This window comes from Actinomadura sp. (assembly GCF_044508335.1).
Classification (GTDB): Bacteria; Actinomycetota; Actinomycetes; order Streptosporangiales; family Streptosporangiaceae; genus Spirillospora.
Map to the genome: position 1 here is coordinate 1 of NZ_JBIQHY010000108.1, position 23,609 is coordinate 23,609.

At 72.3% G+C, this 23,609-nt stretch carries 17 protein-coding genes and 1 tRNA gene; 14 read left to right on the plus strand and 4 right to left on the minus strand.

Features of this window, described 5'->3' with window-relative positions; genetic code table 11:
- Window positions 1-161 precede the first annotated feature (161 nt).
- The 3 genes from ACIWVC_RS27440 to ACIWVC_RS27450 all read left to right on the plus strand — a co-directional run bounded on the left by ACIWVC_RS27440 (window position 162) and on the right by ACIWVC_RS27450 (window position 4,595).
- Window positions 162-1,481: a M20/M25/M40 family metallo-hydrolase gene (locus ACIWVC_RS27440; protein ID WP_396450458.1), complete on the plus strand. Its 1,320-nt coding sequence runs from the start codon at window positions 162-164 to the stop codon at window positions 1,479-1,481.
- 79 nt (window positions 1,482-1,560) lie between these two features.
- Window positions 1,561-2,244, plus strand: a complete 684-nt coding sequence (locus ACIWVC_RS27445) for a hypothetical protein (protein WP_396450460.1) — start codon at window positions 1,561-1,563, stop codon at window positions 2,242-2,244.
- A 143-nt stretch (window positions 2,245-2,387) separates the two neighbouring features.
- Window positions 2,388-4,595 (plus strand): chaplin family protein, encoded by a 2,208-nt coding sequence (locus tag ACIWVC_RS27450; RefSeq protein WP_396454763.1) that lies wholly within the window; start codon window positions 2,388-2,390, stop codon window positions 4,593-4,595.
- A gap of 122 nt (window positions 4,596-4,717) precedes the next feature.
- Here ACIWVC_RS27450 and ACIWVC_RS27455 read toward each other — a convergent pair whose 3' ends face one another.
- On the minus strand, window positions 4,718-4,903 hold the full coding sequence (locus ACIWVC_RS27455; RefSeq protein WP_021596264.1) for a DUF5703 family protein: 186 nt from the start codon (window positions 4,901-4,903) through the stop codon (window positions 4,718-4,720).
- Window positions 4,904-5,143: 240 nt separating this feature from the next.
- On the opposite strand from ACIWVC_RS27455, the gene topA reads away from it, so the two are divergent.
- The 8 genes from topA to ACIWVC_RS27495 all read left to right on the plus strand — a co-directional run bounded on the left by topA (window position 5,144) and on the right by ACIWVC_RS27495 (window position 16,501).
- Window positions 5,144-7,825, plus strand: a complete 2,682-nt coding sequence (gene topA, locus ACIWVC_RS27460) for a type I DNA topoisomerase (RefSeq protein ID WP_396454764.1) — start codon at window positions 5,144-5,146, stop codon at window positions 7,823-7,825.
- Between the two features lie 190 nt (window positions 7,826-8,015).
- Entirely contained in the window at window positions 8,016-9,929 is a 1,914-nt protein-coding gene (tmk, locus tag ACIWVC_RS27465) for a dTMP kinase (RefSeq protein ID WP_396454765.1), read from the plus strand.
- A gap of 59 nt (window positions 9,930-9,988) precedes the next feature.
- Window positions 9,989-11,128 (plus strand): DNA polymerase III subunit delta', encoded by a 1,140-nt coding sequence (locus tag ACIWVC_RS27470; RefSeq protein WP_396454766.1) that lies wholly within the window; start codon window positions 9,989-9,991, stop codon window positions 11,126-11,128.
- Between the two features lie 173 nt (window positions 11,129-11,301).
- Window positions 11,302-12,954, plus strand: a complete 1,653-nt coding sequence (locus ACIWVC_RS27475) for a S8 family peptidase (protein WP_396450469.1) — start codon at window positions 11,302-11,304, stop codon at window positions 12,952-12,954.
- A 135-nt stretch (window positions 12,955-13,089) separates the two neighbouring features.
- Window positions 13,090-13,569, plus strand: a complete 480-nt coding sequence (locus tag ACIWVC_RS27480; protein WP_396450470.1) for a low molecular weight protein-tyrosine-phosphatase — start codon at window positions 13,090-13,092, stop codon at window positions 13,567-13,569.
- Window positions 13,570-14,412: a fructosamine kinase family protein gene (locus ACIWVC_RS27485; protein WP_396454767.1), complete on the plus strand. Its 843-nt coding sequence runs from the start codon at window positions 13,570-13,572 to the stop codon at window positions 14,410-14,412. It begins immediately after the preceding gene.
- A gap of 183 nt (window positions 14,413-14,595) precedes the next feature.
- Window positions 14,596-15,618 (plus strand): hypothetical protein, encoded by a 1,023-nt coding sequence (locus ACIWVC_RS27490; RefSeq protein ID WP_396450473.1) that lies wholly within the window; start codon window positions 14,596-14,598, stop codon window positions 15,616-15,618.
- Between the two features lie 64 nt (window positions 15,619-15,682).
- Complete coding sequence (locus tag ACIWVC_RS27495) at window positions 15,683-16,501, plus strand: stage 0 sporulation family protein (protein ID WP_396454771.1); 819 nt, start codon at window positions 15,683-15,685, stop codon at window positions 16,499-16,501.
- Between the two features lies 1 nt (window position 16,502).
- Here ACIWVC_RS27495 and nhaA read toward each other — a convergent pair whose 3' ends face one another.
- Window positions 16,503-18,392 (minus strand): Na+/H+ antiporter NhaA, encoded by a 1,890-nt coding sequence (gene nhaA, locus ACIWVC_RS27500; protein WP_396454768.1) that lies wholly within the window; start codon window positions 18,390-18,392, stop codon window positions 16,503-16,505.
- Window positions 18,393-18,610: 218 nt separating this feature from the next.
- On the opposite strand from nhaA, the gene ACIWVC_RS27505 reads away from it, so the two are divergent.
- Window positions 18,611-19,432: a GNAT family N-acetyltransferase gene (locus ACIWVC_RS27505; RefSeq protein ID WP_396454769.1), complete on the plus strand. Its 822-nt coding sequence runs from the start codon at window positions 18,611-18,613 to the stop codon at window positions 19,430-19,432.
- A gap of 9 nt (window positions 19,433-19,441) precedes the next feature.
- Here the strand turns inward: ACIWVC_RS27505 and ACIWVC_RS27510 are convergent, their stop codons facing one another.
- A complete protein-coding gene (locus ACIWVC_RS27510; RefSeq protein WP_396450478.1) occupies window positions 19,442-20,551 on the minus strand; it encodes a fatty acid desaturase family protein in 1,110 nt (369 codons plus the stop codon).
- Between the two features lie 10 nt (window positions 20,552-20,561).
- Complete coding sequence (locus tag ACIWVC_RS27515; RefSeq protein ID WP_396450480.1) at window positions 20,562-21,647, minus strand: ferredoxin reductase; 1,086 nt, start codon at window positions 21,645-21,647, stop codon at window positions 20,562-20,564.
- A gap of 321 nt (window positions 21,648-21,968) precedes the next feature.
- On the opposite strand from ACIWVC_RS27515, the gene ACIWVC_RS27520 reads away from it, so the two are divergent.
- Window positions 21,969-23,468, plus strand: a complete 1,500-nt coding sequence (locus tag ACIWVC_RS27520) for an alpha/beta hydrolase (RefSeq protein WP_396454770.1) — start codon at window positions 21,969-21,971, stop codon at window positions 23,466-23,468.
- A 64-nt stretch (window positions 23,469-23,532) separates the two neighbouring features.
- A tRNA-Thr gene (locus ACIWVC_RS27525) sits at window positions 23,533-23,605 on the plus strand.
- Window positions 23,606-23,609 lie beyond the last annotated feature (4 nt).

The window sequence follows — 23,609 nt, forward strand, 5'->3', positions numbered from 1 at the left end:
GAAGGGCACTAGCACCTCAAGCTAGCGCGTCTGCCTATTCCGCCACCCGGACCTGGTCGCAGGCCGCAGCGTGGCTGCGGCGGGCTTCACTGTACCAAAGGAGACGAGTCGCGGCGAAGTCGATCGTCGGGGCACCATGGGACGGTACGCGAGGACGCGAGGTGATCACTGTGGATCGGCAGCCGACCGCTGAGGACGAGGTCGTCCGGCTCTGCCAGGAGCTCATCCGGATCGACACCAGCAACCCCGGGGACCACTCCGGGCCGGGGGAGCGGGCGGCGGCGGAGTACGTCGCGGAGCGGCTCGACGAGGTCGGGCTGGAGTCGCGGATCTTGGAGTCGCATCCGGGGCGGGCCAGCCTCGTGGCGCGGATCGAGGGCGAGGACCCTGGGCGGGACGCGCTGCTGCTGCACGGGCACCTCGACGTCGTGCCGGCGCGCAAGGAGGACTGGACGCGGGACCCGTTCGGCGGGGAGATCGCGGACGGCTGCGTCTGGGGCCGCGGCGCCGTGGACATGAAGGACATGGACGCGATGATCCTCGCGGTGGTGCGGCAGCGGCTGCGGGAGGGGCGCAAGCCCCCCAGGGACGTGGTGCTCGCGTTTCTTGCCGACGAGGAGGCCGGGGGCAAGTGGGGCGCGCAGTGGCTGGTGCGGGAGCATCCGGAGCTGTTCGAGGGATGCACCGAGGCCGTGGGGGAGGTCGGCGGGTTCAGCCTGACGGTGCCCGGTGACCGGCGCATGTACCTGATCGAGACGGCGGAGAAGGGCATCGCGTGGATGAACCTGACCGCTGTAGGGACGGCCGGGCACGGGTCGATGGTGCATCCGGACAACGCGGTCACCGCGCTGGCGGGGGCCGTCGAGAGGCTGGGGACGTACGAGTTCCCGGTGCGGCTGACGAAGTCGGTGCGGGCCTTCCTGGAGCGGGCCTGCATGGCGTACGGGGTGGAATTCGACCCGGAACGTCCGGAAAAGTGCCTTGAGGAGATCGGGCCGCTGGCGCGGATGATCGGGGCGACGCTGCGGAACACGCTCAATCCGACGCGGCTGGACGCCGGTTACAAGACGAATGTGATTCCGCAGACCGCCACCGCTCAGGTGGACGGACGGTTCCTTCCCGGATATGAGGCGGAGTTCTTCGCGGTAGTGGACGAACTTCTCGGCCCGGACGTCCAGCGCGATTTCGTCCACCATGACCACGCGGTGGAGACCGACTACGAGGGGGCGCTCGTCGCGGCGATGGAGGCGGCGCTGACCTCGGAGGATCCGGGTGCGCTGCCGGTGCCGTACTGCCTCAGCGGCGGGACGGACGCCAAGTCGTTCGCGCGGCTCGGAATGCGCTGCTTCGGCTTCGCGCCCCTCAAATTGCCCCCAGAGTTGGACTTTTCCGGAATGTTCCATGGAATCGACGAGCGCGTCCCGGTGGACGGGCTGCGCTTCGGCGTCAGGGTCCTCGACAAATTCCTCGACCGCTCCTGAATTTGCCCTCTCCAATGCGCTCCGTGGTGCTACCGTTACCTTTCGTTGAGGACGATCCGGTCGCAACGGAGGTTGTCTGGTGTCTGGCGGCGCGGCACAGCTCGGGGCGGTCTCCGTCCGGCTGCGCCGCGCCGCCGCCGGGCGGGCCGTCCGGCGGCTGCTCGTCCTCGCCGGGCTGCTGATCGGGGCGTGGCTCCTCGGATGCGCGGCCCAGTCCGCGCACGCCGACGAGATGCCCGCGCCCGCCCAGGTCGTCGCGCGGACGCCCGTGCTGGGCCAGGCGATCGCGACCGTCCAGCAGCGGCAGCCGGTGCACCGGGTCGTGAAAGCGGTGGCCGGCGAGGCGCAGCTCCCCCGGGCGGTCGAGGTGCCGAAGGCGGTGTCGCCGTCCCGGCACGAGCCGCCCGCGGCGGAGGCCATGCCCCGCGTGACCGGCTCTCCGGTGCGGCGAGTCCATGGTCCCGGTGTCTCGCGCGTTTCGAAGGCATCCCCGGCGCGCATCTCTGAACCTTCCCGGCCGCGGGCTGAGGCCGGGGACGGCGGGCACCAAGCCGTCAGGCATCCCTCCCTGCCCGCACCGCAGCAGCAGGGCGGTGACCGCCCCTCCGGCGGCTGCGCCCCGAGCGGCATGACCGCCGGCTTCCCCGCCACCGCGATCCGGGCCGTCCCGGCCCCGCCGCGCGCCATGCCCGCGTGCACCCCCGGCGCGGTTCCCCCGGCCGTCCGCACCGCCGCGGACGAGCCGTCCTTCGCGCCCGACTAGCTCCCGCCCACAGGCTCCGGACGCGTGCCCGTGCGGCTCGGGCGCGCCGATCCGGTCATCCGCCGCGCCCCCGGCGCGGCATCCATCCCCACGAGACCCACGGGACACGTGCGTCTCCACCATCTCTCCCCGAACGGAGCATCATGCGAACGCGCTCAAGAGGCATCTCCCGTGCCGCGGTGCTCGCCGCGGGCTTTGTCGCCCTCGGTGTCACCGCCGTCCCGGCCAACGCCTTCGCCGACGTCACGAACGGCAGCGGCGGAGTCCTCAGCGGCAACCAGATCGACGTGCCGATCTCCGCGCCGCTCGACGTGAGCGGCAACGGCGCCGCCCTGCTCGGCACCGGCCGCGGCACGTCCCGCGGCGGCGTCAAGGTCCACGAGAGCGGCGGGAGCGGGCAGAAGACGTCCGGCGCGCACGGCATCGCGTCCGGGAACCAGGTCAACGCCCCGATCTCGCTGCCGGTGAACGTCTGCGGCAACGGCGCCGGTGTCCTCGGCCGGGCGGACGCGGGCTGCGCCGGCGGCGCCAAGGTCAACGGCAGCGGCAAGGGCGGCCAGGTCACCGACGGGACGGGCGGCGTGCTCGCCGGCAACCAGGTGAACGCGCCGATCTCCATCCCGGTCGACGTGTGCGGCAACGCCGTCGCGGTCGCCGGGGACGCGGTGGCCGGCTGCGAGGGCGGCTCCCTCGTCAAGAACGGCGGGAACACCGGGTCCGGGCAGCGGACGTCCGGCGTCTTCGGCATCGGCGCCGGCAACCAGGCCGACGTCCCGATCAGCGTGCCGGTGGACCTCTGCGGCAACGCGGTGGGCAACGGCGCGGCGTCCTGCGAGGGCGGCGCGTCCGTCCGCAACGGCGGGCACCGGACGGGACGGCAGATCACCGACGGCGCCTTCGGGATCATCGCGGGCAACCAGGCGAACGCCCCCGTCAGCGCCCCGGTGACCGCCTGCGGCGACGCGGCGGGCCTCGCCGGGCGCGCGTGGGCGTTCTGCGAGGGCGGCGCGCACGCGCGCAGCAGCTCCGGCGGCGACCAGCGGACGTCCGGGGCGCACGGGATCATCGCCGGGAACCAGGGCAACGCACCGATCTCCATCCCCGTCGAGGTCTGCGGCGACGCCGCGGCCGCCGTGGGGACGGCGGCGGCGAGCTGCAACGGGCAGACACTCGTCGAGGGCTCGCACGGCTCGGGCGCGCAGACGTCCGGTGCCCACGGCGTCGGCGGCGGGAACCAGTCGCACGCCCCGGTCCAGGCCCCCGCCGAAGCCTGCGGCAACGCCGCCTCGGTCGTCGGCGTGGCCTCCGGCCTGTGCGAGGGCGGCCCCGGCTACGGCGGCTACCACCCGTACTCCCGCACCACCGGGACCGCCTCCAAGCTCCCCGAGGTCGCGACCGGCACGCCCGCGACGGACGGCCTGCCCGAGCTGCCGGGCGTCCCGGCGGCGACCGCCCGCCACACGCGGGCCGGCCTCCCCTCCGCGGACGGCGTCCTCCCCGAGAACGGCCTGCCGGGCGACGTCTCCTCGACCGGTGGCCTGCGCGAGCTGCTGATGCCGGTGAACCTGCAGGGCGGCCTGTCCCAGACGGCCGGCCGCCCCGGGCTGCCGGCGGCGGGCGCCCGGCGCGGCAAGAAGGACCTGCCCTCCACGAAGAGCCTCGTCCCGCTGAGCGCGGTGTCCCCGGTGCAGGCGCTCGCCAAGGGGACGGTCGCGCTGCCCAAGCTGGACGGCTCGTCGCCGGTGAGCGACCTGGTGCGCACGGACGGCCTGTCGCAGGCGCTGAACCTGCCGGCGGCGAACCGCCGCGCGCAGGGCGGGCTCCCCGGCGCGGGCGGCCTCGTCTCGAAGAACGCGCTGCCCAAGATCGGCGGCGTTTCCGCGGACGGCCTGCCCGGCACGGGCGCCGCCCTCCCGAAGACCGCGGTGCCGTCGGTCCAGGGGGTCACCAAGGGGAGCGGCGGCCTGAACGAGCTGGTGCGGGTCCCGGCGGTGCAGGGGGTGCCCGGCGTTCCGGACGACACGCTGAGCCGGCGGAACGGCTCGCCGGTCGCGGTTTCGGTGCTCGACACGCGGGCGCTGCCGGACGGCGGCGTCGTGCGCAAGGCGATCGGCCGGCAGGCGCTCGACGCGCTGCACGGGGCCGCCGTGCCCGGCGCGCCGGTCGCGGGCGAGCAGATCGTCCCGGTGACGGGCGAGCTCGGGGCCGTCCGGAACGTCGCGTCCGAGGAGGTCGTGCCGGACGGAGGCCGCGGCGGATCCCTGTGGGCGCTGGGCGCGAGCGGGATGCTGGGCGTCCTGGCCGGGGGGCTCGCGCTGGCGCGCCGGGTCCGGCTGGGCGGGCGCCGCTAGCCCCGCCCGCCGGTGCGAAGCCGGCGCATATAGATCTTCGCCCGTCCCGGAGGCGCGGTCCGGGGCGGGCGAAGCCGTGCCACGGCATGTCAACGGGGTGCTACGCTCCGGCCCGGGAACGGTCAGAACGTGCGGACGGCGCGGATGACCTTGCGGCGAAGCTGAATACGGCGGCGGCCGTCGGGGTAGAGGCGCAACCGATCGATTTCCCAGCCGCCGCGTTCCGCGTGCTCGGTCAAGATCTGCCGGGCGGTATCACGCGTGGTGCCGCGAGGCAGTGACAGGACGAGGTAGGTGTACTCCGCCATCGCGACCATTATTACTTGGTCTACCGTGCGTCCGGCACCTACCGTGGCGACCCGGTCCGCGCCGCGTCCGGCGGCATGTCATCCTGTCTGGGGCGCGGGGCGGTGAGAATCCCGTCTTCCGAAGGGGCGGCACGATGGTCGAGGAGTGCGCGGGCATGAACGCGCCGTCCTGCGACGTTGTACGAAGCCGGTAAGAAAGAGCCTGTGTAAGAGGATCGAGACAGCGAGGTTGGAGCGACTGTGCCAGCCAAGAACGGCACCGCGAAGGGCAACGGCGCGGGTACGCGCCTGGTGATCGTCGAATCGCCCGCGAAGGCGAAGACGATCGCGGGGTACCTGGGCCGCGGCTACATCGTGGAGTCCAGTATCGGCCACATCCGGGATCTCCCGGGGAGCGCCTCAGAGGTGCCGGCCAAGTACAAGGGCGAGCCGTGGGCGAAGCTCGGCGTGAACGTGGAGCGCGAGTTCGAGCCGCTGTACGTCGTCAACTCCGACAAGCGGCAGCAGGTGCAGAAGCTGAAGAAGCTGCTCGCCGAGGCCGACGAGCTGTACCTCGCGACGGACGAGGACCGCGAGGGCGAGGCGATCGCCTGGCACCTCCAGGAGGTCCTGAAGCCGAAGGTCCCCGTGCACCGGATGGTCTTCAACGAGATCACCAAGGACGCCATACAGCAGGCGGCGCGGAACCCGCGCTCGCTGAACCTGCGGCTGGTGGACGCGCAGGAGACGCGCCGCATCCTGGACCGCCTCTACGGGTACGAGGTCAGCCCCGTCCTGTGGAAGAAGGTCATGCCGAAGCTGTCGGCGGGCCGCGTGCAGTCGGTGGCGACGCGCCTGGTCGTCGAGCGGGAGCGGGAGCGCATCGCGTTCGTCCCCGCCCACTACTGGGACATCCAGGGCCGGTTCGACACCGGCAAGGACGAGGAGCCGAAGGTCTTCAAGGCCGGGCTCATCAGCGTGGACGGCAAGCGCGTCGCGCAGGGCCGCGACTTCGCCTCCGACGGCACCCTGAAGACCAAGGACGCGCTGCACCTGGACGAGACGGCGGCGCGGGAACTGGCCGAGCGGCTCAGGGACCGCCCGTACGAGGTCAAGTCCGTCGAGCGGAAGCCGTACACGCGGAGGCCGTACCCTCCCTTTCGGACGACGACCCTCCAGCAGGAGGCCAGCCGCAAACTGAACTTCTCCGCGAAGTACACGATGTCGGTCGCGCAGAAGCTGTACGAGAACGGCTTCATCACCTACATGCGGACCGACTCGATCACGCTGTCGGAGACGGCGATCACGGCGGCGCGCCGGCAGGCGGCGGCGCTGTTCGGCGGCGAGTACGTCCCGGACAAGCCGCGCGTCTACGCGTCCAAGGTCAAGAACGCGCAGGAGGCGCACGAGGCGATCCGCCCGGCCGGCGACACCTTCCGCACCCCGGCCGAGACGGGCCTGTCCGGCGACCAGTTCCGGCTGTACGAGCTGATCTGGAAGCGGACGATCGCGTCCCAGATGAAGGACGCGCTGGGCCAGTCGGTGTCGGTCCGGGTGACCGGGCTGTCGACGCGCGGCGAGCGGGCCGAGTTCGGCGCGACCGGTAAGACGATCACGTTCTACGGCTTCCTGAAGGCGTACGTCGAGAGCGCCGACGACCCGTCCACCGACCGCGACGACCAGGAGCGGCGCCTGCCGAACCTGGCGGAGGGCGACCCGCTGACCGCGGCCGCGGTGGACGCCGAGGGCCACTCCACCCGCCCGCCGGCCCGCTACACCGAGGCCAGCCTCGTCAAGGAGCTGGAGGAGCGGGAGATCGGGCGGCCGTCGACGTACGCGTCGATCATCGGGACGATCCTGGCGCGCGAGTACGTGTTCAAGAAGGGCACGGCGCTCGTGCCGTCGTTCCTGGCGTTCGCCGTGGTGAACCTGCTGGAGCAGCACTTCGGCAACCTGGTCGACTACGACTTCACCGCGCACATGGAGGACGGTCTCGACGAGATCGCCCGCGGCAACGCCGAGCGCGTCCCCTGGCTGAACCGGTTCTACTTCGGCGACAACGGCGAGGAGGGCCTCAAGGAGCTGGTCGGCGACATCAGCGACATCGACGCCAAGGGCATCAGCTCGTTCCCGATCAAGGGCACCGACATCGTGGTCCGCGTCGGGCGGTACGGCTCGTACCTCGACCGGAACGGCGAGCGGGTCAACATCCCCGACGACATCGCGCCGGACGAGCTGACCGCGGAGAAGGCGGAGGAGCTGTTCGCGCAGCCGTCCGGCGACCGCGAGCTGGGCACCGACCCGGAGACCGGGCACAAGATCGTCGCGAAGTCGGGGCGGTTCGGCCCGTACGTCACCGAGATCCTGCCCGAGGCGCTCCCGCCCGCCGATGGGAAGAAGCGGGCGAAGAAGGCCGACGCCCCCAAGCCGCGCACGAGCTCGCTGTTCAAGTCGATGTCGCTCGACACGATCACGCTGGACGACGCGCTGAAGCTGCTGTCGCTGCCGCGCACGCTCGGGGAGCTGGACGGCGAGCCGGTGACCGCGCAGAACGGGCGGTTCGGCCCCTACATCAAGAAGGGCACGGACAGCCGGTCGCTCGGCTCCGAGGAGGAGCTGTTCACCGTCACGCTGGAGCAGGCGAAGGAGCTGTTCGCGCAGCCCAAGCAGCGCGGCCGCCGGGCCGCGGCCGCCGCGCCGCTGCGCGAGCTCGGCACCGACCCGGTGAGCGAGAAGCCGGTGGTGGTGAAGGAGGGGCGGTTCGGCCCGTACGTGACGGACGGCGAGACGAACGCGAGCCTCCGCAAGGGCGACGAGGTCGAGTCGATCACGATCCAGCGGGCCGCGGAGCTGCTCGCGGAGCGTCGCGAGAAGGTGGCCGCGGGCGGCGGGAAGAAGAAGACCGCGACCCGCCGCCGAACCTCCGCAAAGTCCGGTTCCTAGGGACATCCACGCCGATACCCTGACCGACATGACCAGAACGGGCGCACCTCGGCCGCACCCCGCAGCGTCACAGCCGCCGGGCGTTTCGTCACCTTCGTCACTTTCGTCGAGCGGGCCGTTCCGGCGGCTCCGGACCGCGCTGTCGCTCGCGGGCCTCGCGCAGTGGCTCAGTGTCCCCGCACTGACCGCCATGGTCGCGGCGCTGACCCGCGACGACGACCTGTCCGCCCGCGCGCAGGCGGTCGGCGGCACGCTGGTGCTGATGCTGCTGCCGGCGGTGCTGCTGTGGCCGCTCGCCGGGCTGCTCGCGGCGCGCGTCGACCGCCGCCTCATGCTGCTCGTCGCGGACGTGCTGCGGCTCGTGGTCGTCGTGACCGTGCCGCTCGTGGGCATGCTCGCCTGGACGCTCGCCGCCGCGTTCCTCGTCTCCTGCCTGAGCCTGCTCTGGGTGGAGGCGGCGCGCGCGTCCCTGCCCGCCCTGTCCCCGGACGAGGAGCCGCGCGCCGCGCGCACCGCGACCCGCGTCGTCTACGGCCCGGCCCCGGCCGCCGCCGTGCTGTTCGCGGTCGTCGCCCTCGTCGCGGACGCGGCGCTGAGCCGCGGCTCCCGCGCCGACCTCGCCCTGTACGTGACGGCCGGCGTCTTCGCCGTCTCCGCCGCCGCCGTCGCCATGATCCGCGACATCCCGGCCGCCGGGGCGCCCGCGGCGCCCGCGCCGCTGAAGGTGCTGTTCCAGGGCCCGGGGACGGCCGCCGCGCGCGGCACCGGCCTCGCGATCGCCGCGGCGTCCCTCGCGGCGGCCGCGGTCGCGGCGGTCGCCCGCGTCCGCACCGGCGAGCTGGGCGGCGGCGACGCGGGCTACGGCACCGTCCTCGCCGGGCTGGCGTTCGGGCTCGCCTTCGGGGTGTTCCTCGGCCCGCGCGTCCTCGTCCCGTTCAGCCGCCGCCGGCTCCTCGGCCTCGCCGTGGTCGCCGCCGCGCTCGCGCTGGCGGTGCTCGCCCTCGTGCAGAACCTGGTCGTCGTCGTGTTCATGACGGCGTTCCTCGGGGTGTTCGCCGGGGCCGCCCGGTCGACGGCGACGGCCGCGGTCACCGACCCCGAGGCGCCGGAGGACACCCGCCCCACCGCCTACCTGAGCTCCGTCGCGCTCGTCGGCGCGCTGGTCGCGGTCATCGCCGTCCCGCCGGCCGCGGGGGCGCTCGGCTCGCACCGCCTCGACCTCGGCGACGGCGCCTACGACTTCACCGGCTCCAGCGCGGCGCTGCTGATCGCGGCCGTCGTCACCCTCGTCTGCGGGCTGCTCGCCTACCGGCGGCTGGACGACCGGCGCGGCGTCCCGCTCGTCCCCGACCTGCGCGCCGCCGTCCACGGCGAGATCTACACGCCGCCGCGGGAGGCCGCCGCGGACGCGCCCCAGCCCGTCCACCGCGAGCGCGGCGTGTTCATCGCGTTCGAGGGCGGCGAGGGCGCGGGCAAGACCACCCAGGCCCGGCTCGCCGCGATCTGGCTCCGCGACCACGGCTACGACGTGGTCACCACGCACGAGCCCGGCGCCACCAAGATCGGCATGCGGCTGCGCGCGATGCTGCTCGACCGCGACACGACCGGCCTGTCCGACCGCGCCGAGACCCTGCTGTACGCGGCGGACCGCGCCGACCACGTCGCCAACGTGATCAAGCCGGCGATGGAGCGCGGCGCGATCGTCGTCAGCGACCGGTACGTCGACTCGTCCCTCGCCTACCAGGGCTTCGGGAGGCAGCAGCCCGTCGAGGACATCGCGCGCGTCAACGCCTGGGCGACCGGCGGCCTCGTCCCGGACCTGACCGTCCTGCTGGAGATCCCGCCGGAGGCCGGGCTGCGCCGGCTGCCCGCCCCCGCCGACCGCATCGAGTCCGAGCCGCGGGACTTCCACGAGCGGGTCCGCGCCGGGTTCCGCGCCCTCGCCGAGGCCGACCCGGACCGCTACCTGATCCTGGACGCGAGCCGCCCGCAGAGCGAGCTGGCCCGGGAGATCCAGTACCGCATCCACGCGATCCTGCCCGACCCGGTCCCGGCCGGCACCGAGGACGCCACGAGCACCTTCCCGGCCATCCGCGACTTCTGACCGCCCGGGGCGGCCGGAGTCCGTCCCGCGGCGCGTGCGGAGCCGGTTAGCCTTTCCGCATGAGCGTGTGGGACGACCTGGTCGGGCAGGAGCCCGTCGTCGCGCAGTTGTCGTCGGCCGCCGAGGGGACGGGCGGGGTGGCGCACGCGTGGCTGTTCACCGGGCCTCCCGGGGCGGGCCGGTCGGCGGCCGCGCGGGCGTTCGCGGCGGCGCTGCAGTGCGAGGAGGTCCCGCGCGGATGCGGGCACTGCCCGTCCTGCCACCAGATCCTCCAGGGCACGCACGCGGACGTCGAGGTCGTCCGCCCGCAGGGCCTGTCGTACGGGGTGAAGGAGGCGCGCGCGCTGGTGCTGCGCGCGTCGTCGGCCCCGACCGGCGGGCGGTGGCAGATCGTCCTGTTCGAGGACGCGGACCGGGCCACGGAGCAGGCGGCGAACGCGCTGCTGAAGGCGATCGAGGAGCCGCCGGCCCGGACGGTGTGGCTGCTGTGCACCCCGTCCCCGGAGGATCTGCTGGTGACGATCAGGTCCCGCTGCCGGGAGGTGACGCTGCGCACCCCGCCGGTCGCGTCGGTCGCGGAGGTCCTGGCCCTGCGGGACGGGGTCGACCGGGAGACCGCGGAGGTCGTGGCGCGGGCCGCGCAGGGGCACATCAGCCGGGCGCGGCGGCTGGCGACCGACCCGGAGGCGCGGCGGAGGCGGGCGGAGGTGCTCGCGGTGCCGCGCAGGCTGACGTCGGTGGGCCCGGCCGTGGCGGCGGCCGAGGCGCTGGTCGCGGCGGCGAAGGCGGAGGCGAAGGCGCAGACCGAGGAGCTGAACGAGTCGGAGACGTCGGCGCTCCGGCAGGCCCTGGGGGAGAGCGCGAAGGGCCGGATGCCGAGGGGGACGGCGGGGGCGCTGAAGGAGCTGGAGGCAAGGCAGAAGTCCCGTGCGACGAGGCTGGAACGCGACGCGCTCGACCGGACGCTGCTCGACCTCGCGTCCTACTACCGGGACGTGCTGACGATCCAGCTGGGGGCGGGCATCGAGCTGGTGAACGCCGAACTGGGCCCGGAGCTGCGGGCGGCGGCGCGGAACGGGCGGCCGGAGGCCACCCTCAGGCGCCTCGACGCGATCATGGCGTGCCGGGAGCGGCTGGAGGCCAACGTCAACCCGCTGCTGGCCGTCGAGGCGCTGACGCTGGCGCTGCGGACCGGCTGATGCGGGCTTACAAGAGATCTCCCTTTTCGTTACATAACTGTACGCAACTCTCAACAGCCGCACGCGTACCTTCGCCTGGTTTACCCCCCGACAACCCCGGGCTAGCTCCCCCCACGGCCAGGAGGTCAGCTTTGCGGCGAGCCTTGATTTCGGCCGCGTGCGCCGTCACCACCATGACGGCTCTCGCGGCTCCAGCGTCAGCGGCTCCGGAACCGGCGAAGGGCGAGGTTTCGGAGTACGTCGTCCTCTACAAGGAGCACGTGTCCCTCGGCTCGGCCCACCGCGCTGTCCGCGCGGCCGGCGGCAAGATCGTCCACGAGAACCGCGACGTGGGCGTCGCGACCGTCCGGTCGGGCAACCCCGAGTTCGTCCACGCGGTGATGCGGCAGCGGGCGCTGGAGGGCGTCGCGCACAACCGGGTCATCGGCGAGGCGCCGAAGGCGAAGAAGAAGGCCGCGGCGAAGGTCGAGCAGATGACCGGCACCAAGAACACGGTGTCGCTCACGGGCGTCCCGTCCAAGAAGGAGGAGCCGCTCGCCGACCTGCAGTGGGACATGAAGCAGATCCACGCGACGGCGGACGGCTCGTACAAGAAGGAGCCGGGCGACAAGCGCGTGCTGGTCGGCATCCTCGACACGGGCGTGGACGGCTCCCACCCCGACATCAAGCCGAACTTCAACCGCAAGCTGAGCCGCAACTTCACCCACGACATCCCGACGGACGCCAACGGCGACGAGGTCGACGGCCCCTGCGAGTTCAAGTCGTGCGTCGACCCCGTCGACTGGGACGACAACGACCACGGCACGCACGTCGCGTCCACGATCGCCTCGCCCCGCAACGGCCTCGGCATGGCGGGCGTCGCGCCGAACGTGTCGATCGTCAACCTGCGCGTCGGCCAGGACTCCGGCTACTTCTTCCTCCAGCCGACCGTCGACGGCCTCACCTACGCGGCGAAGCACGGCATCGACGTCGTCAACATGAGCTACTATGTGGACCCGTGGCTGTGGAACTGCGGCGACAACCCCGCCGACAGCCCGGAGGACCAGCTCGAACAGCGCACGATCATCAAGGCGACGCAGCGCGCCCTGGACTTCGCGCATGACCGCGGCGTCACGCTGATCTCCGCGGCCGGCAACGACTTCGTCGACTACACCAAGACGAACGAGGACACCGGCAGCCCCGACTTCCCGTCCATGCCGGGTGAGCAGCCGTACGAGCGGACGATCCCGCCGAGCTGCGTGTCGATGCCGTCCGAGGGCGACCACGTCATCCCGATCTCGGCGACCGGCCCGTCCACCCGCAAGTCGTACTACAGCAGCTTCGGCAACGGGTACGTCGCGGTGGCGGCGCCCGGCGGCGACAAGGTCGACACCGCCGACCAGCACCCGGACGACAAGGCCGGCATCTGGGCGGCCTACCCCGAGCGGCTCGCGAAGGCACGCGGCGAGCTGAACGCGGACGGCACGCCGAACGTGCCGTACATCATCCGCAGCTGCAAGGGCGACGACTGCGCGTACTACCAGTCGATCCAGGGCACCTCGATGGCCTCGCCGCACGCCGTCGGCGTCGCCGCGCTGATCATCAGCAAGTACGGGCACCGGGACCGCCGGCACGGCGGCCTCACGCTCAGCCCGAACTTCGTGGAGCAGGTGCTTCGCGGCACCGCGACCGAGAAGCCGTGCCCGACCCCGCCGACCGTCGAGTACGTCTGGTACACCTCGACGGGCAAGCACACCTCGACGCAGACCTGCGAGGGCACGAAGGAGCAGAACGGCTTCTTCGGCAACGGCATCGTGGACGCGCTGAACGCGGTCAGCCACCGCTGACCTCATCGCCCGACCCACCCCAGGACGCGACCTCCGGCCACCCGGCCGGGGGTCGTGTTCTGCCCGGGGCCGTGCGTGTCGAGGACGGCGGTGGGCTCATCGTTGGAGGGTGCCGGCCTCGGGCATGATGGGGGCATGTCGTACCGCGTCACGTTCGTCTGCACCGGCAACATCTGCCGCTCCCCGATGGCCGAATGGGTACTTCGCCACCACGTCGAGGAGGAGGGGCTGGACGTCGAGGTCGACAGCTCCGGCACCGGCGGCTGGCACGTGGGCGACGACGCCGACGAGCGGACGATCGCGACGCTGCGGCGGGCGGGCTACCGGTCGGCGCACATCGCCCGGCAGTTCGACCCGTCGTGGTTCGACCGGTACGACCTGATCCTGGCGCTGGACCGGGGGCACCTGCGGGCGCTGCGCTCGATGGCGCCGGACGAGGAGGCACGCGGCAGGATCAGGCTGCTGCGCGAGTTCGACCCGGACGCCGACGGCGACCTCGACGTCCCCGACCCGTACTACGGCGGCCGCGCCGACTTCGACCTCGTGCTCGAGCAGGTGGAGGCGGCGATGCCGGGCCTGCTGGAGGAGATCCGCGCCGCGCTCAAGGAGCGCTGAGTGCGCGACCGGCTGACGGAACTCCTCGGTACGGATGTCGCGAGCGTCAGCGACCTCGGTTCCAGCCATTCCTGGACGCTGCACCGGGCGTCCCTGGCCGACGGCCGCGAGGTGTTCGTGAAGGCGGCCGGCGACCAGGCGGGCGTGTTCGCGGCCGAGGCGGCGGGTCTGCGCTGGCTGGGCGAGGCCGGCCCCGGGACGCCGGTCCCGGACGTCCTCGCCGCGGACGACCGCATGCTCGTCCTGCCGTGGCTGCCGTCCTCCGGACCGAGCCGGGAGGCCGCCGAGCGCCTCGGCCGCGAGCTGGCCGCCCTGCACACCGGGAACCGCCCGGACGCCTACGGCGCGCCCTGGGACGGCTTCATCGCCGACCTCCCGCTCGACAACACGCCGGACGGCCGCGGATGGCCGCGCTGGTACGCCGAGCGCCGCCTCGAACCGTTCCTGCGCCTCGGCGCGCGGCACCTGTCGCCGTCCGACGTCCGGCTCGTGGAGCGCGTCATGGCGGACGTCGAGGAGCTGGCCGGGCCGCCGGAGCCGCCGTCCCGGATCCACGGCGACCTGTGGTCGGGCAACATCCTGTGGACGGACGGGCGCGCCGTGCTCATCGACCCGGCCGCCCACGGCGGCCACCGCGAAACCGACCTGGCCATGATGGCCCTCTTCGGGACGCCGCACCTCGACACGGTGCTGGCCGCCTACGACGAGGCGGCGCCGCTGGCGGACGGCTGGCGGTCCCGCGTCCCGCTGCACCAGCTGCATCCGCTTCTGGTCCATGTGGCGCTGTTCGGGGCGTCCTACCGGGGGTCCCTGGTGGACGCCGCCCGCGCCGCTCTCGGCTGAGCGGAAACGCCGTTCGCGACACTCCGGCGCCACCGCGTTGCGTATCGTGACGACATCGTTGTGGAACGTGCCCGCACCGCGCGGCCCGCGCGGTGTCGCTGTGACGCTTGCGACTCGGCGTCGATGTGGTAACTCCCGCTTCATGGGTTTTTGTAGCGATGTAGATGAGATAGAAACGACGCGGTGACCCAGGAGCGGGAGAGGCAGGTGCGGGGCGTACCCATGGACGAGGGCAGGCGCGAGGAGCCGGGGAGACCACGGCTGGGCTCATGGAAGAGCCTGATCCCGCTCACCGTGGCCGCGACCGCGGCGCTGTTCGTCGCCGGCGGCGTGGACGTGGTGCACCGCCACCAGCGCGCCGCGAAGGAGGAGCACGCGGCCGAGCCGGCCGCGAAGGCCGAGCAGACCGACCCGCGGTTCGCCGTCGGGATCACCGGCGCGGGCACGGCGCTGATCGTCCGCGACGTGCACACCGGCGCGGACGTGGGGCTGCCGGTCGCCCCGCCGCAGGACCGCCGCTTCCACCGCGTCGCCGCCGCGAAGGACGGCTCCTACATCGTCGCGTCCTACGGCGACGGCGAGGTCGCCTTCCAGCGCCTGCATCTGGGCGACGACGGACGCCCCCAGGACCTGAAGGACATCCCGAAGGCCACCGTCGCCGGCGTCTCCACCTCCTGGTCGGACATCGCCGTCACCGGCGACCGCCTCGCCTACGTCACCTACAAGGGCAAGCGCGGCCGCGTGGACGTCCTCACCCTCAGCAGCGGCGCCCACAAGACATGGACGACCAAGGCCCAGGGCCGCGTCGGCAGCCTCTCGTGGGCCGGCGACACGCTCTCCTTCGTCTGGACGCCGGCGGGGTCCGCCAAGCACCAGCTCCGCACCATCGACACCAGCGCCGCCGCCGGCGACCTCAAGCTCAGCAAGGCCGTCATGACGCTGCCCGAGGGCGGCACCAGCGCCGTCCTGACGCGGGACGGCGAGCAGGCCGTCGTCGGCACTGTCGCCGGCTCTGAGCTGACCGTCCAGACCTTCAGCCTCACGGGCAAGCCGGGGAAGGTCCTGTGGCACCAGAAGGTGACGGGCCCGCTCACCGACCTCGACGCCGCCCACGGCAGCGGCGCCGTCCTGGCGACCGCGGGCGACCTGTACGCGAACGGACTGCCGACCGTCCCCGGGAAGGACCTCGCCGACGCGACCTGGTGACCGCGGCGCCGTCCCGGCTAACGTGGATCGCAAGAAACCGGGCGAACGGAGCGAAACCGTGGGCATGGTGATGGCCGTCAGCTTCACCCGTTACGGCCGGCTCTACTACCTCGACCCTGGACCGCACACCCCGAAGGTCGGCGACAAGGTCCTCGTCCCCACCGACTCCGGTCCCGAGGTCGCCGAGTGCGTGTGGGCTCCGCAGTGGGTGTCGGAGGACATCGAGGGCCTCCCCGAATGCGCCGGCCTCGCCACCGAGGAGCACCTCGCCCGCGACGAGGCCAACCGCCGCCGCCGCGCCGAGGGCCGCTCGATCGCCAAGCGCCTGATCCGCAAGCACGAGCTGCCCATGAAGGTCATCGGCGTCGACTACCTCGACGCCGACAACGTCTTCAAGATCTACTTCACCGCCCCGCACCGCGTCGACTTCCGCGCCCTCGTCCGCGACCTGGCCCGCGGCATCAAGGCCCGCGTCGAGCTCCGCCAGGTGGGGCCCCGCGACGAGGCCCGCCTCCAGGGCGGCATCGGCCCCTGCGGGCGCGACCTGTGCTGCGCCACCTTCCTCAAGGACTTCGAGCCCGTCTCCGTCCGCATGGCGAAGGAGCAGGACCTCCCCGTCAACCCCCTCCGCATCGCGGGCGCCTGCGGCCGCCTGATGTGCTGCCTGAAGTACGAGCACCCGCTCTACATGGAGTTCAAGGAGAAGGCCCCGCGCCTGGGCTCGCGCGTGTCCACCCCCGAGGGCGAGGGCCAGGTGATCGGCTACAACGTCCCCGGCGACCGCGTGACGGTGAAGGTGGGCTCCCGCCGCTGCTCCTGCCCCTCGGCCTCCGTCTGCTCCCCGCGACAACAACACGACGCCATGTACAACCCCGGAGACTGAGTCAGGGGCGGAGAGCGGCGGTCTTGCGGGCGGTCTTGACGGCCGCGGTGAGGCCCTCGATGTCGTAGGCGCCGAGGTGGCGGCGGCCGTTGACGAAGAACGTCGGGGTGCCGGAGACGCCGCTCAGGTCGGCGGAGTCGACGTCCTCGGCGATCTGGTCGACGCCCTTGTGCGCGCGCAGGTCGGCGCGGAAGCGGTCGACGTCCAGGCCCAGTTCGGCGGCGTAGCGGACTAGGTCCCTGGGCTGCAGCTCGTCCTGGTGGGCGAGGAGCAGGTCGTGCATCTCCCAGAAGGCGCCCTGCGCCGCCGCGGCCTCCGACGCCTGCGCCGCCAGCTGCGCCTGCGGGTGGACGTCGGTGAGCGGCAGGTGCCGCCACACGTACCGGACGTCGCCGTACCCGGCGAGCAGCTCCCGGATGACCTCCTCCGCCTGCCCGCAGTACGGGCATTCGAAGTCGCCGTACTCGACGACGGTGACGGGCGCGCGGGCGGGGCCGCGGATGTGGTCGCGCTCCGGGTCGACCGGCGCGGCCAGGTCGACGATGCTCTCCGCCGTGCCGAGCAGGGCGCGCAGCCTCGCCTTCGGCGGCAGCAGCTTGGTCGCGCGGACGACGACCCACGTGACGGCCGTGGCGCACAGCGCGGCGGACAGGATGCCGATCTTCGCCTCTTCGAGGCGGGGGCCCGTGAAGGTGAGGGTCGCGATCAGCAGCGCCACGGTGAAGCCGATGCCGGCGATCGTGCCGCCGCCCCCGACCGCGGCCCAGCCGACGGGCGGTCGCAGGCGGCCCCGGCTGAACCGCGTGACCAGCCAGGAGCAGCCGAGCAGCCCGACGGGTTTGCCGACGACGTACCCGATCAGGATGCCGAGCGTCACCGGGGAGGCGAACGCGCGGCCGAGGACGTCGCCGCTGATGGCGATCCCGGCGTTGGCGAGCGCGAAGAGCGGGACGATCACGTAGCTCGTCCACGGGTGGATCGCCAGCTGCAGCCGCTCGTTCGGCGAGATCGCCGCGGCGACCCCCGTCTGCGCGGAGCGCGCGTACTCGGGGGTGGGCTGCTCCCGGAACAGCCGGAAGATCTCCGTGGCGCGTTCCAGGTCGCTGCGGGCGGCGGGGTGCGCGTACGTGAGCAGCCCCATGGCCAGCCCGATGACGATCGGCTCCACGCCGGACGACTCCAGCGCCCCCCACGTCGCCACGCCGAGCAGCAGGTAGACGGGGAACGCGCGGATGCCGGCCGCGCGGATCAGCACGATCGCCGCGAAGATGGCGAGGGCCGTCAGCAGCGCCGGCAGCCGGACGCCGTCGCTGTAGAAGATCCCGATCACCGCGAGCGCCACGACGTCGTCCACGACGGCGGCGGTGAGCAGGTAGGCGCGGAGCCGGTCCGGGAAGCCGCGGCCGACCAGGGCGAGGACGCCGAGCGCGAACGCGGTGTCCGTCGACATCGCGATGCCCCAGCCGTGCGCGGTGCCCGTCCCGGCGTTCAGCGCCAGGTAGATCGCGACCGGCACGATCATCCCGCCGAGCCCGGCGGCGAGCGGCAGCGCGACCCGCCGCCGGTCGCGCAGCTCGCCCATGTCGAACTCGCGGCGCGCCTCCAGCCCGACGACGAAGAAGAAGATCGTCATCAGGCCGCCGTTGACCCAGTCGCGCAGATCGCGCGTGATGCCCGCGTCGCCGACCCGGACCGACGCGTCCGTCCCCCACAGCCCCTCGTACGAGGACGCGTCGATGTTCGCCCAGGCGAGCGCGGCGAGCGTCGCGGCCAGCAGGAACACGGCGCCGCCGGTCTCGGTGCGCAGGAACTCGCGCAGCGGCGTCCGCAGGCTCCGGGCCCACGCCGTCCGGCCGGCGAGCGGCCCGGTCTCCTCTTGCGCATCGGTCATTACCGAATTCTCACCGCTTCCTTTCGCCGCCCGCCCCATGAGAACGTTCGGAAAACCTCGTATCGGTCACGCCTGTTCCAGGGCCGGGTGAAGTGGTGTTCAGAGGCCCTGGTGGGACGCACCCGGCAGGCGTCGTGACCAGGTCGGGTGATGCCGGCGCCCGTGGGGGCCGGTTAAATCGTTTGTGGGCTGGGGTGGGCGCTCCTAGCGTCATGGGCGTGGACGGCGGAGTGCGGTTGCTGGGGCTTGGTGACCTCGCGGCCTGTCAGCGGCTTGCCGCGGATCGTGAGTGGGGGCAGGAGGACCGCAAGTGGCGGTTCCTGTTCTCGGTCGGGGACGTCTACGGCGTCGATGACGGGGACGGGGAACTCGCCGGGACGGTGGTGTCGACCCTGTACGGCCAGGACGTCGCGGCCATCAGCATGGTGCTGGTCGCCAAGCGGTTCGAGCGGCGCGGCCTGGGCGGACGGCTGATGCGCCACGCGATGGACAACGCGGGCACGGCGAGCTTCTGCCTGACCGCCACGGAGTATGGACGTCCTCTATATGAGCGTCTCGGGTTCAAGGCCGTCGGGCAGTGCACGACTTATATAGGTGCGTCGGACGGGCCGTCCAGGCGAGGTGTGTCCGTGCCGGTGGAGGCGGCGGACATGCCGGCCGTCCATGCGCTCGACACCGAGGTGTTCGGGGCCGACCGGTCACAGTTGGTCGACGGCCTGCCGTTCTTCTGCGAGACGCTGCGGGTCGTCCGCGACGGGGGCGGCATCGCGGGCTACGGCGGCGCGTGGAGGAACGACGACCGGTTCGTCGTCGGCCCTCTCATCGCGCGGGACGCGGAGACCGCGCTCGCCCTGGTGGACGAGATCGTCCCCGAAGGCCCGATCCGCCTCGACATCGACCACCGGCATCCCGAGATCATCGCCTGGGCGGAGGAGCACGGCCTCCGCCCGGCGTTCACCACGACGATCATGGAGTGGGGCGCCCCGATCGCGAACGACCCGGCCCGCCTCTTCCTCCCCGTCGCCCAGGCGCTCGGCTGACCGGCGCGGTCAGGCGGGCTTCGGGGCGCGCTTCGGGGCGGGCTTCGGGAGGCGCTTCGGGGCGGGCTTCCCGCCCGGCAGCGCGTACCGGACGATCTTCTTCCAGGTGCTGGTGACCTGCTGGGAGAGCGAGCCCGTGTGGTACGGCAGGTCGTACTTCTTGCACAGCTCGCGGATGCGCGGTGCGATCTCCGCATACCGGTTGCTCGGCATGTCGGGGAACAGGTGGTGCTCGATCTGGTGGCTCAGGTTGCCCGTCATCAGGTGGAACAGCGGACCGCCCGTGATGTTCGCCGAGCCGCACAGCTGCCGGACGTACCACTCGCCCTTCGTCTCCCCGTCCAGGCAGTCCTTCTTGAACAGGTCGACGTCGCCGGGGAAGTGCCCGCAGAAGATGATCATGTGGGCCCAGATGTTGCGGGCGACGTTCGCGGTGAAGTTCGCGGCGAGGGTGGAGACGAACTGCGGGCCGCTGAGCAGCGGGAACGCCAGGTAGTCCTTGCCCCACTGACGGCGGATCTTGCGTCCGATCTGGCGCAGCTTCTCCTTGGTGACCTCCTCGTCGGCCTTCCCGGCGAGGACCTTGCCGATCTCCAGGTCGTGCACCGCCACGCCGTACTCGAAGAACATCGCCAGCAGCAGGTTGTAGATCGGCTGCGCGAGGTGGGCCGGGCTCCACTTCTGCTCCGGCGCGATCCGCAGGATGCCGTAGCCGACGTCGTTGTCCTTGCCGAGGACGTTCGTGTACGTGTGGTGGACGAAGTTGTGCGAGTGCTTCCACTGCTCGGCCGGGGAGACGTTGTCCCATTCCCACGTCGTGGAGTGGATCTTCGGGTCGCGCATCCAGTCCCACTGGCCGTGCATGACGTTGTGCCCGATCTCCATGTTCTCCAGGATCTTCGCGACGGCGAGCGTCGCGGTCCCGGCGACCCAGGCGGGCGGCACCGAGGACGCCATCAGCAGCGCCCGCGCGGCGATCTCCAGGCCGCGCTGCCAGCGGATCACACGGTGGATGTAGGCCGCGTCGCGCTCGCCGAGATCCGACATGATCTCTTCGCGCAGCGCGTCCAGCTCGGCGGCGATGGTGTCGTAGTCCGCGGCGGTCAGACGGTCGGTCATGGGTCCCCTCTCACAGGTCGATTTCGACGGGGCCGGCGGCGGCCGAGACGCAGGTCTGGACGATCTCGCCCTCCTCGCCGTGCACCCTGCCGGTGCGCAGGTCGCGGACCTTGCCGGAGCGCAGCGGGCCGACGCAGCTGTAGCAGATGCCCATCCGGCAGCCGCTCGGCAGCAGCGCGCCGGCGCCCTCCCCGGCGTCCAGGAGCGGCGTGCTCCCGTCGGCGTCCACCTCGACGCCGCTCTTGGTGAACGTGACGCGCCCGCCCTCGCCGCCGCCCCGCAGGACGGTCTGGAAGCGCTCGACGCGCAGCCGCTCCCCGGCCCCTTCGGCGCGCCAGAACGCGGTGAGATCGTCGAGCATCCCGGCGGGACCGCAGGCCCATGTGTCGCGTTCCGCCCAGTCGGGGCATATGCCGGGTAGTTCGGACGGCTTGCACCGGCCTTCGGTGGACGTGTGCCGCTCGTGCAGCCGCACCCCGGACATCGCGCGCAGCTCGTTCCCGAAGATCACGTCCCCGGCCGTCCGGTCCGAGTGCACGACCACGATGTCGGGGGCGCCGCCGCGAGCCGCGGCGCCGGACGTGTCCGCCGGGCCGGTGAGGTGGCGGAGCATGGCCATGACCGGGGTGATGCCGCTGCCCGCCGTGACGAACAGCAGCTTCTCCGGGACGGGCGAGGGCAGCACGAACTCGCCGTCGGCCGGAGCCAGCCGGATGATCGTCCCCGGGCGTATCGCGTTGACGAGGTGGGCGGAGACGAACCCGTCCCGTCCGGCCTTGACCGTGATGGTGATCCGCCCGTCCCGGCGGGGCGGGGACGACAGCGAGAACGTCCGCCAGTACCGGACGCCGCCGATGTCCACGCCGACCCGGACCCACTGGCCCGGCCGGTGCCCCCGCCAGGCCCGGCCGGGCCTGATCAGCAGGGTCGCCGCGGCGGGCGCCTCGTGCCGGACGGCCTCGACGCGTCCGCGCAGGTCGGTGGCCGACCACAGCGGGTTGACCAGGCCGAGGTAGTCCTCCGGCAGGAGCGGTGTCGTGAGGAGCCGGGCGGCCGCCGCGATCCGCGCACCCGGACGTCGCGTTGCGGTGGTCACGTTGCCTCCCCGAGGGCGCTAACTTACGCTTGCGTAACCTACGGTCGCGTAGCCGGGGGAGGATGTTCAAGGCGTCCGGCGTCAAAGCGACGGGCATCACACCATCGCACGATGGCCCATCCAGCGGTGTGAAGCTCAGTGACAAAACCGAGGGCGCGGATTGTCCGCCGGGTCCAACTCCGGGCGCCACACGGGCCTCGTCTCCACCCCACGCCCCGGCGCGGTGGTGGCCTCCCGCGCTGCGCCGACGTAGCGTAGGCGGCGGCGTACGTGCCGCTATGACGAGACGGGGTCCAGGTGCGGGCAGCGAGGTTCATCAGTGTGGCGACCGTGCTCGCACTGGCGATGACCACCGGATGCAGCGACGGCGACGGGAACGACGGCGGCGACAAGGGCACGACGTCGTCATCGACCGTCCCGGCCGCGCTGGCGCCGTTCTACGACCAGAAGCCCTCCTGGAAGGACTGCGACGACGGCTTCCAGTGCGCGACCGTCCAGGTCCCCTTGGATTACGCCGAACCGTCCGGCGAGAAGGTCGGCATCTCCGTGATCCGGCTCCCCGCCGAGGACGAGTCCGACCGCATCGGCTCACTGCTCACCAATCCCGGCGGGCCCGGCGGTTCCGGGGTCGACTTCGTCCGCCAGGCGGCCCGGACCTTCGGGGCCGACCTGCGCCGCCGCTTCGACATCGTCGGCTTCGACCCGCGCGGCGTCGCCGCCAGCGACCCCGTCCGCTGCAACACCGGCCCCCAGCTCGACGAGTTCTTCGCCACCGACGCGTCCCCGGACGACCAGAAGGAGACGCAGACCCTCGCCGCCGAGGGCGAGGACTTCGCCGAACGCTGCAAGACCAAGGCCGGCTCCGAACTGCCCTACGTCGGCACCGTGAACGCCGCCCGCGACATGGACGTCATCCGCGCGGCCCTGGGCGACCGCAAACTCACCTACTACGGCGCCTCATACGGCACCTACCTGGGCGCCTTCTACGCGGAACAGTTCCCGAAGAACGTCCGCGCCCTCGTCCTGGACGGCGCCGTCGACCCCAGCCTCTCCTCGACCGAACTGCTGATCGAGCAGGCGAAGGGCTTCGAGACCGCCCTACGCGCGTTCGCCGACGACTGCGTCAAGGCAGGCAGCTGCCCCTTCGGAAGCACCCCCGACGCGGTCATCGGCAGGATCTCGTCCTTCCTCACGGCGACCGACAAGAAGCCGCTCAGCAACACGCGCGACTCCCGCAAGGTCACCGAATCCCTCGCCGTGATGGGCATAGCCAGGTCCCTCTACGTGAAGGAGTACTGGCCCGTCCTGCGCCAGGCCCTGACCCAGGCGATGCAGAACTCCGACGGCACCATCCTCCTCGCCCTCGCGGACGAGATGGTCGAACGCAAGCCCAACGGCACCTACAGCAACCAGACCGACGCCAACATGGCCGTCAACTGCGTCGACAAGCCCAACCCACCGGACCTCGCCGCCTACAAGAAGTACGCGGACCAAGCCGAGAAGGCCGCGCCCCGCTTCGGCCCGTTCGTCGTCTGGGGCGGCCTCCCATGCGTCTACTGGCCCGTCCAGACCAAGGAGGAGCCGAAGCCCCTCACCGCCAAGGGCGCCGCCCCCATCGTGGTCATCGGAACCATCCGCGACCCCGCCACGCCCTACAAGTGGGCCCAGAACCTCGCGTCCCAGCTCTCCAGCGGCGTGCTCCTCACCTTCAACGGCGACGGCCACACCGCCTACCTGCAGGGCGACCCCTGCATCACCAAGGCCACCGACGACTACCTGATCACCACAGACCCGCCCAAGGACGGGACCAGGTGCGGCTGAAAACCGGTGCACACCCACCCCCGAGGACCCGGTAGACTTCATCCCGCCGTGCCCCGCACGGCGCGCCGCCTTAGCTCAGTCGGCAGAGCGATTCACTCGTAATGAATAGGTCGTCGGTTCGATTCCGACAGGCGGCTCCCA

Bases quoted from the DNA above. Each gene is read 5' to 3' on its own strand.
- ACIWVC_RS27470 (WP_396454766.1), top strand. From the start codon at position 9,989: ATGAGCGTGTGGGACGACCTGGTCGGGCAGGAGCCCGTCGTCGCGCAG.
- nhaA (WP_396454768.1), bottom strand. From the start codon at position 18,392: ATGACCGATGCGCAAGAGGAGACCGGGCCGCTCGCCGGCCGGACGGCG.
- ACIWVC_RS27450 (WP_396454763.1), top strand. From the start codon at position 2,388: ATGCGAACGCGCTCAAGAGGCATCTCCCGTGCCGCGGTGCTCGCCGCG.
- ACIWVC_RS27455 (WP_021596264.1), bottom strand. From the start codon at position 4,903: ATGGCGGAGTACACCTACCTCGTCCTGTCACTGCCTCGCGGCACCACG.
- ACIWVC_RS27480 (WP_396450470.1), top strand. From the start codon at position 13,090: ATGTCGTACCGCGTCACGTTCGTCTGCACCGGCAACATCTGCCGCTCC.
- ACIWVC_RS27475 (WP_396450469.1), top strand. From the start codon at position 11,302: ATGACGGCTCTCGCGGCTCCAGCGTCAGCGGCTCCGGAACCGGCGAAG.
- ACIWVC_RS27510 (WP_396450478.1), bottom strand. From the start codon at position 20,551: ATGACCGACCGTCTGACCGCCGCGGACTACGACACCATCGCCGCCGAG.
- tmk (WP_396454765.1), top strand. From the start codon at position 8,016: ATGGTCGCGGCGCTGACCCGCGACGACGACCTGTCCGCCCGCGCGCAG.
- ACIWVC_RS27495 (WP_396454771.1), top strand. From the start codon at position 15,683: ATGGTGATGGCCGTCAGCTTCACCCGTTACGGCCGGCTCTACTACCTC.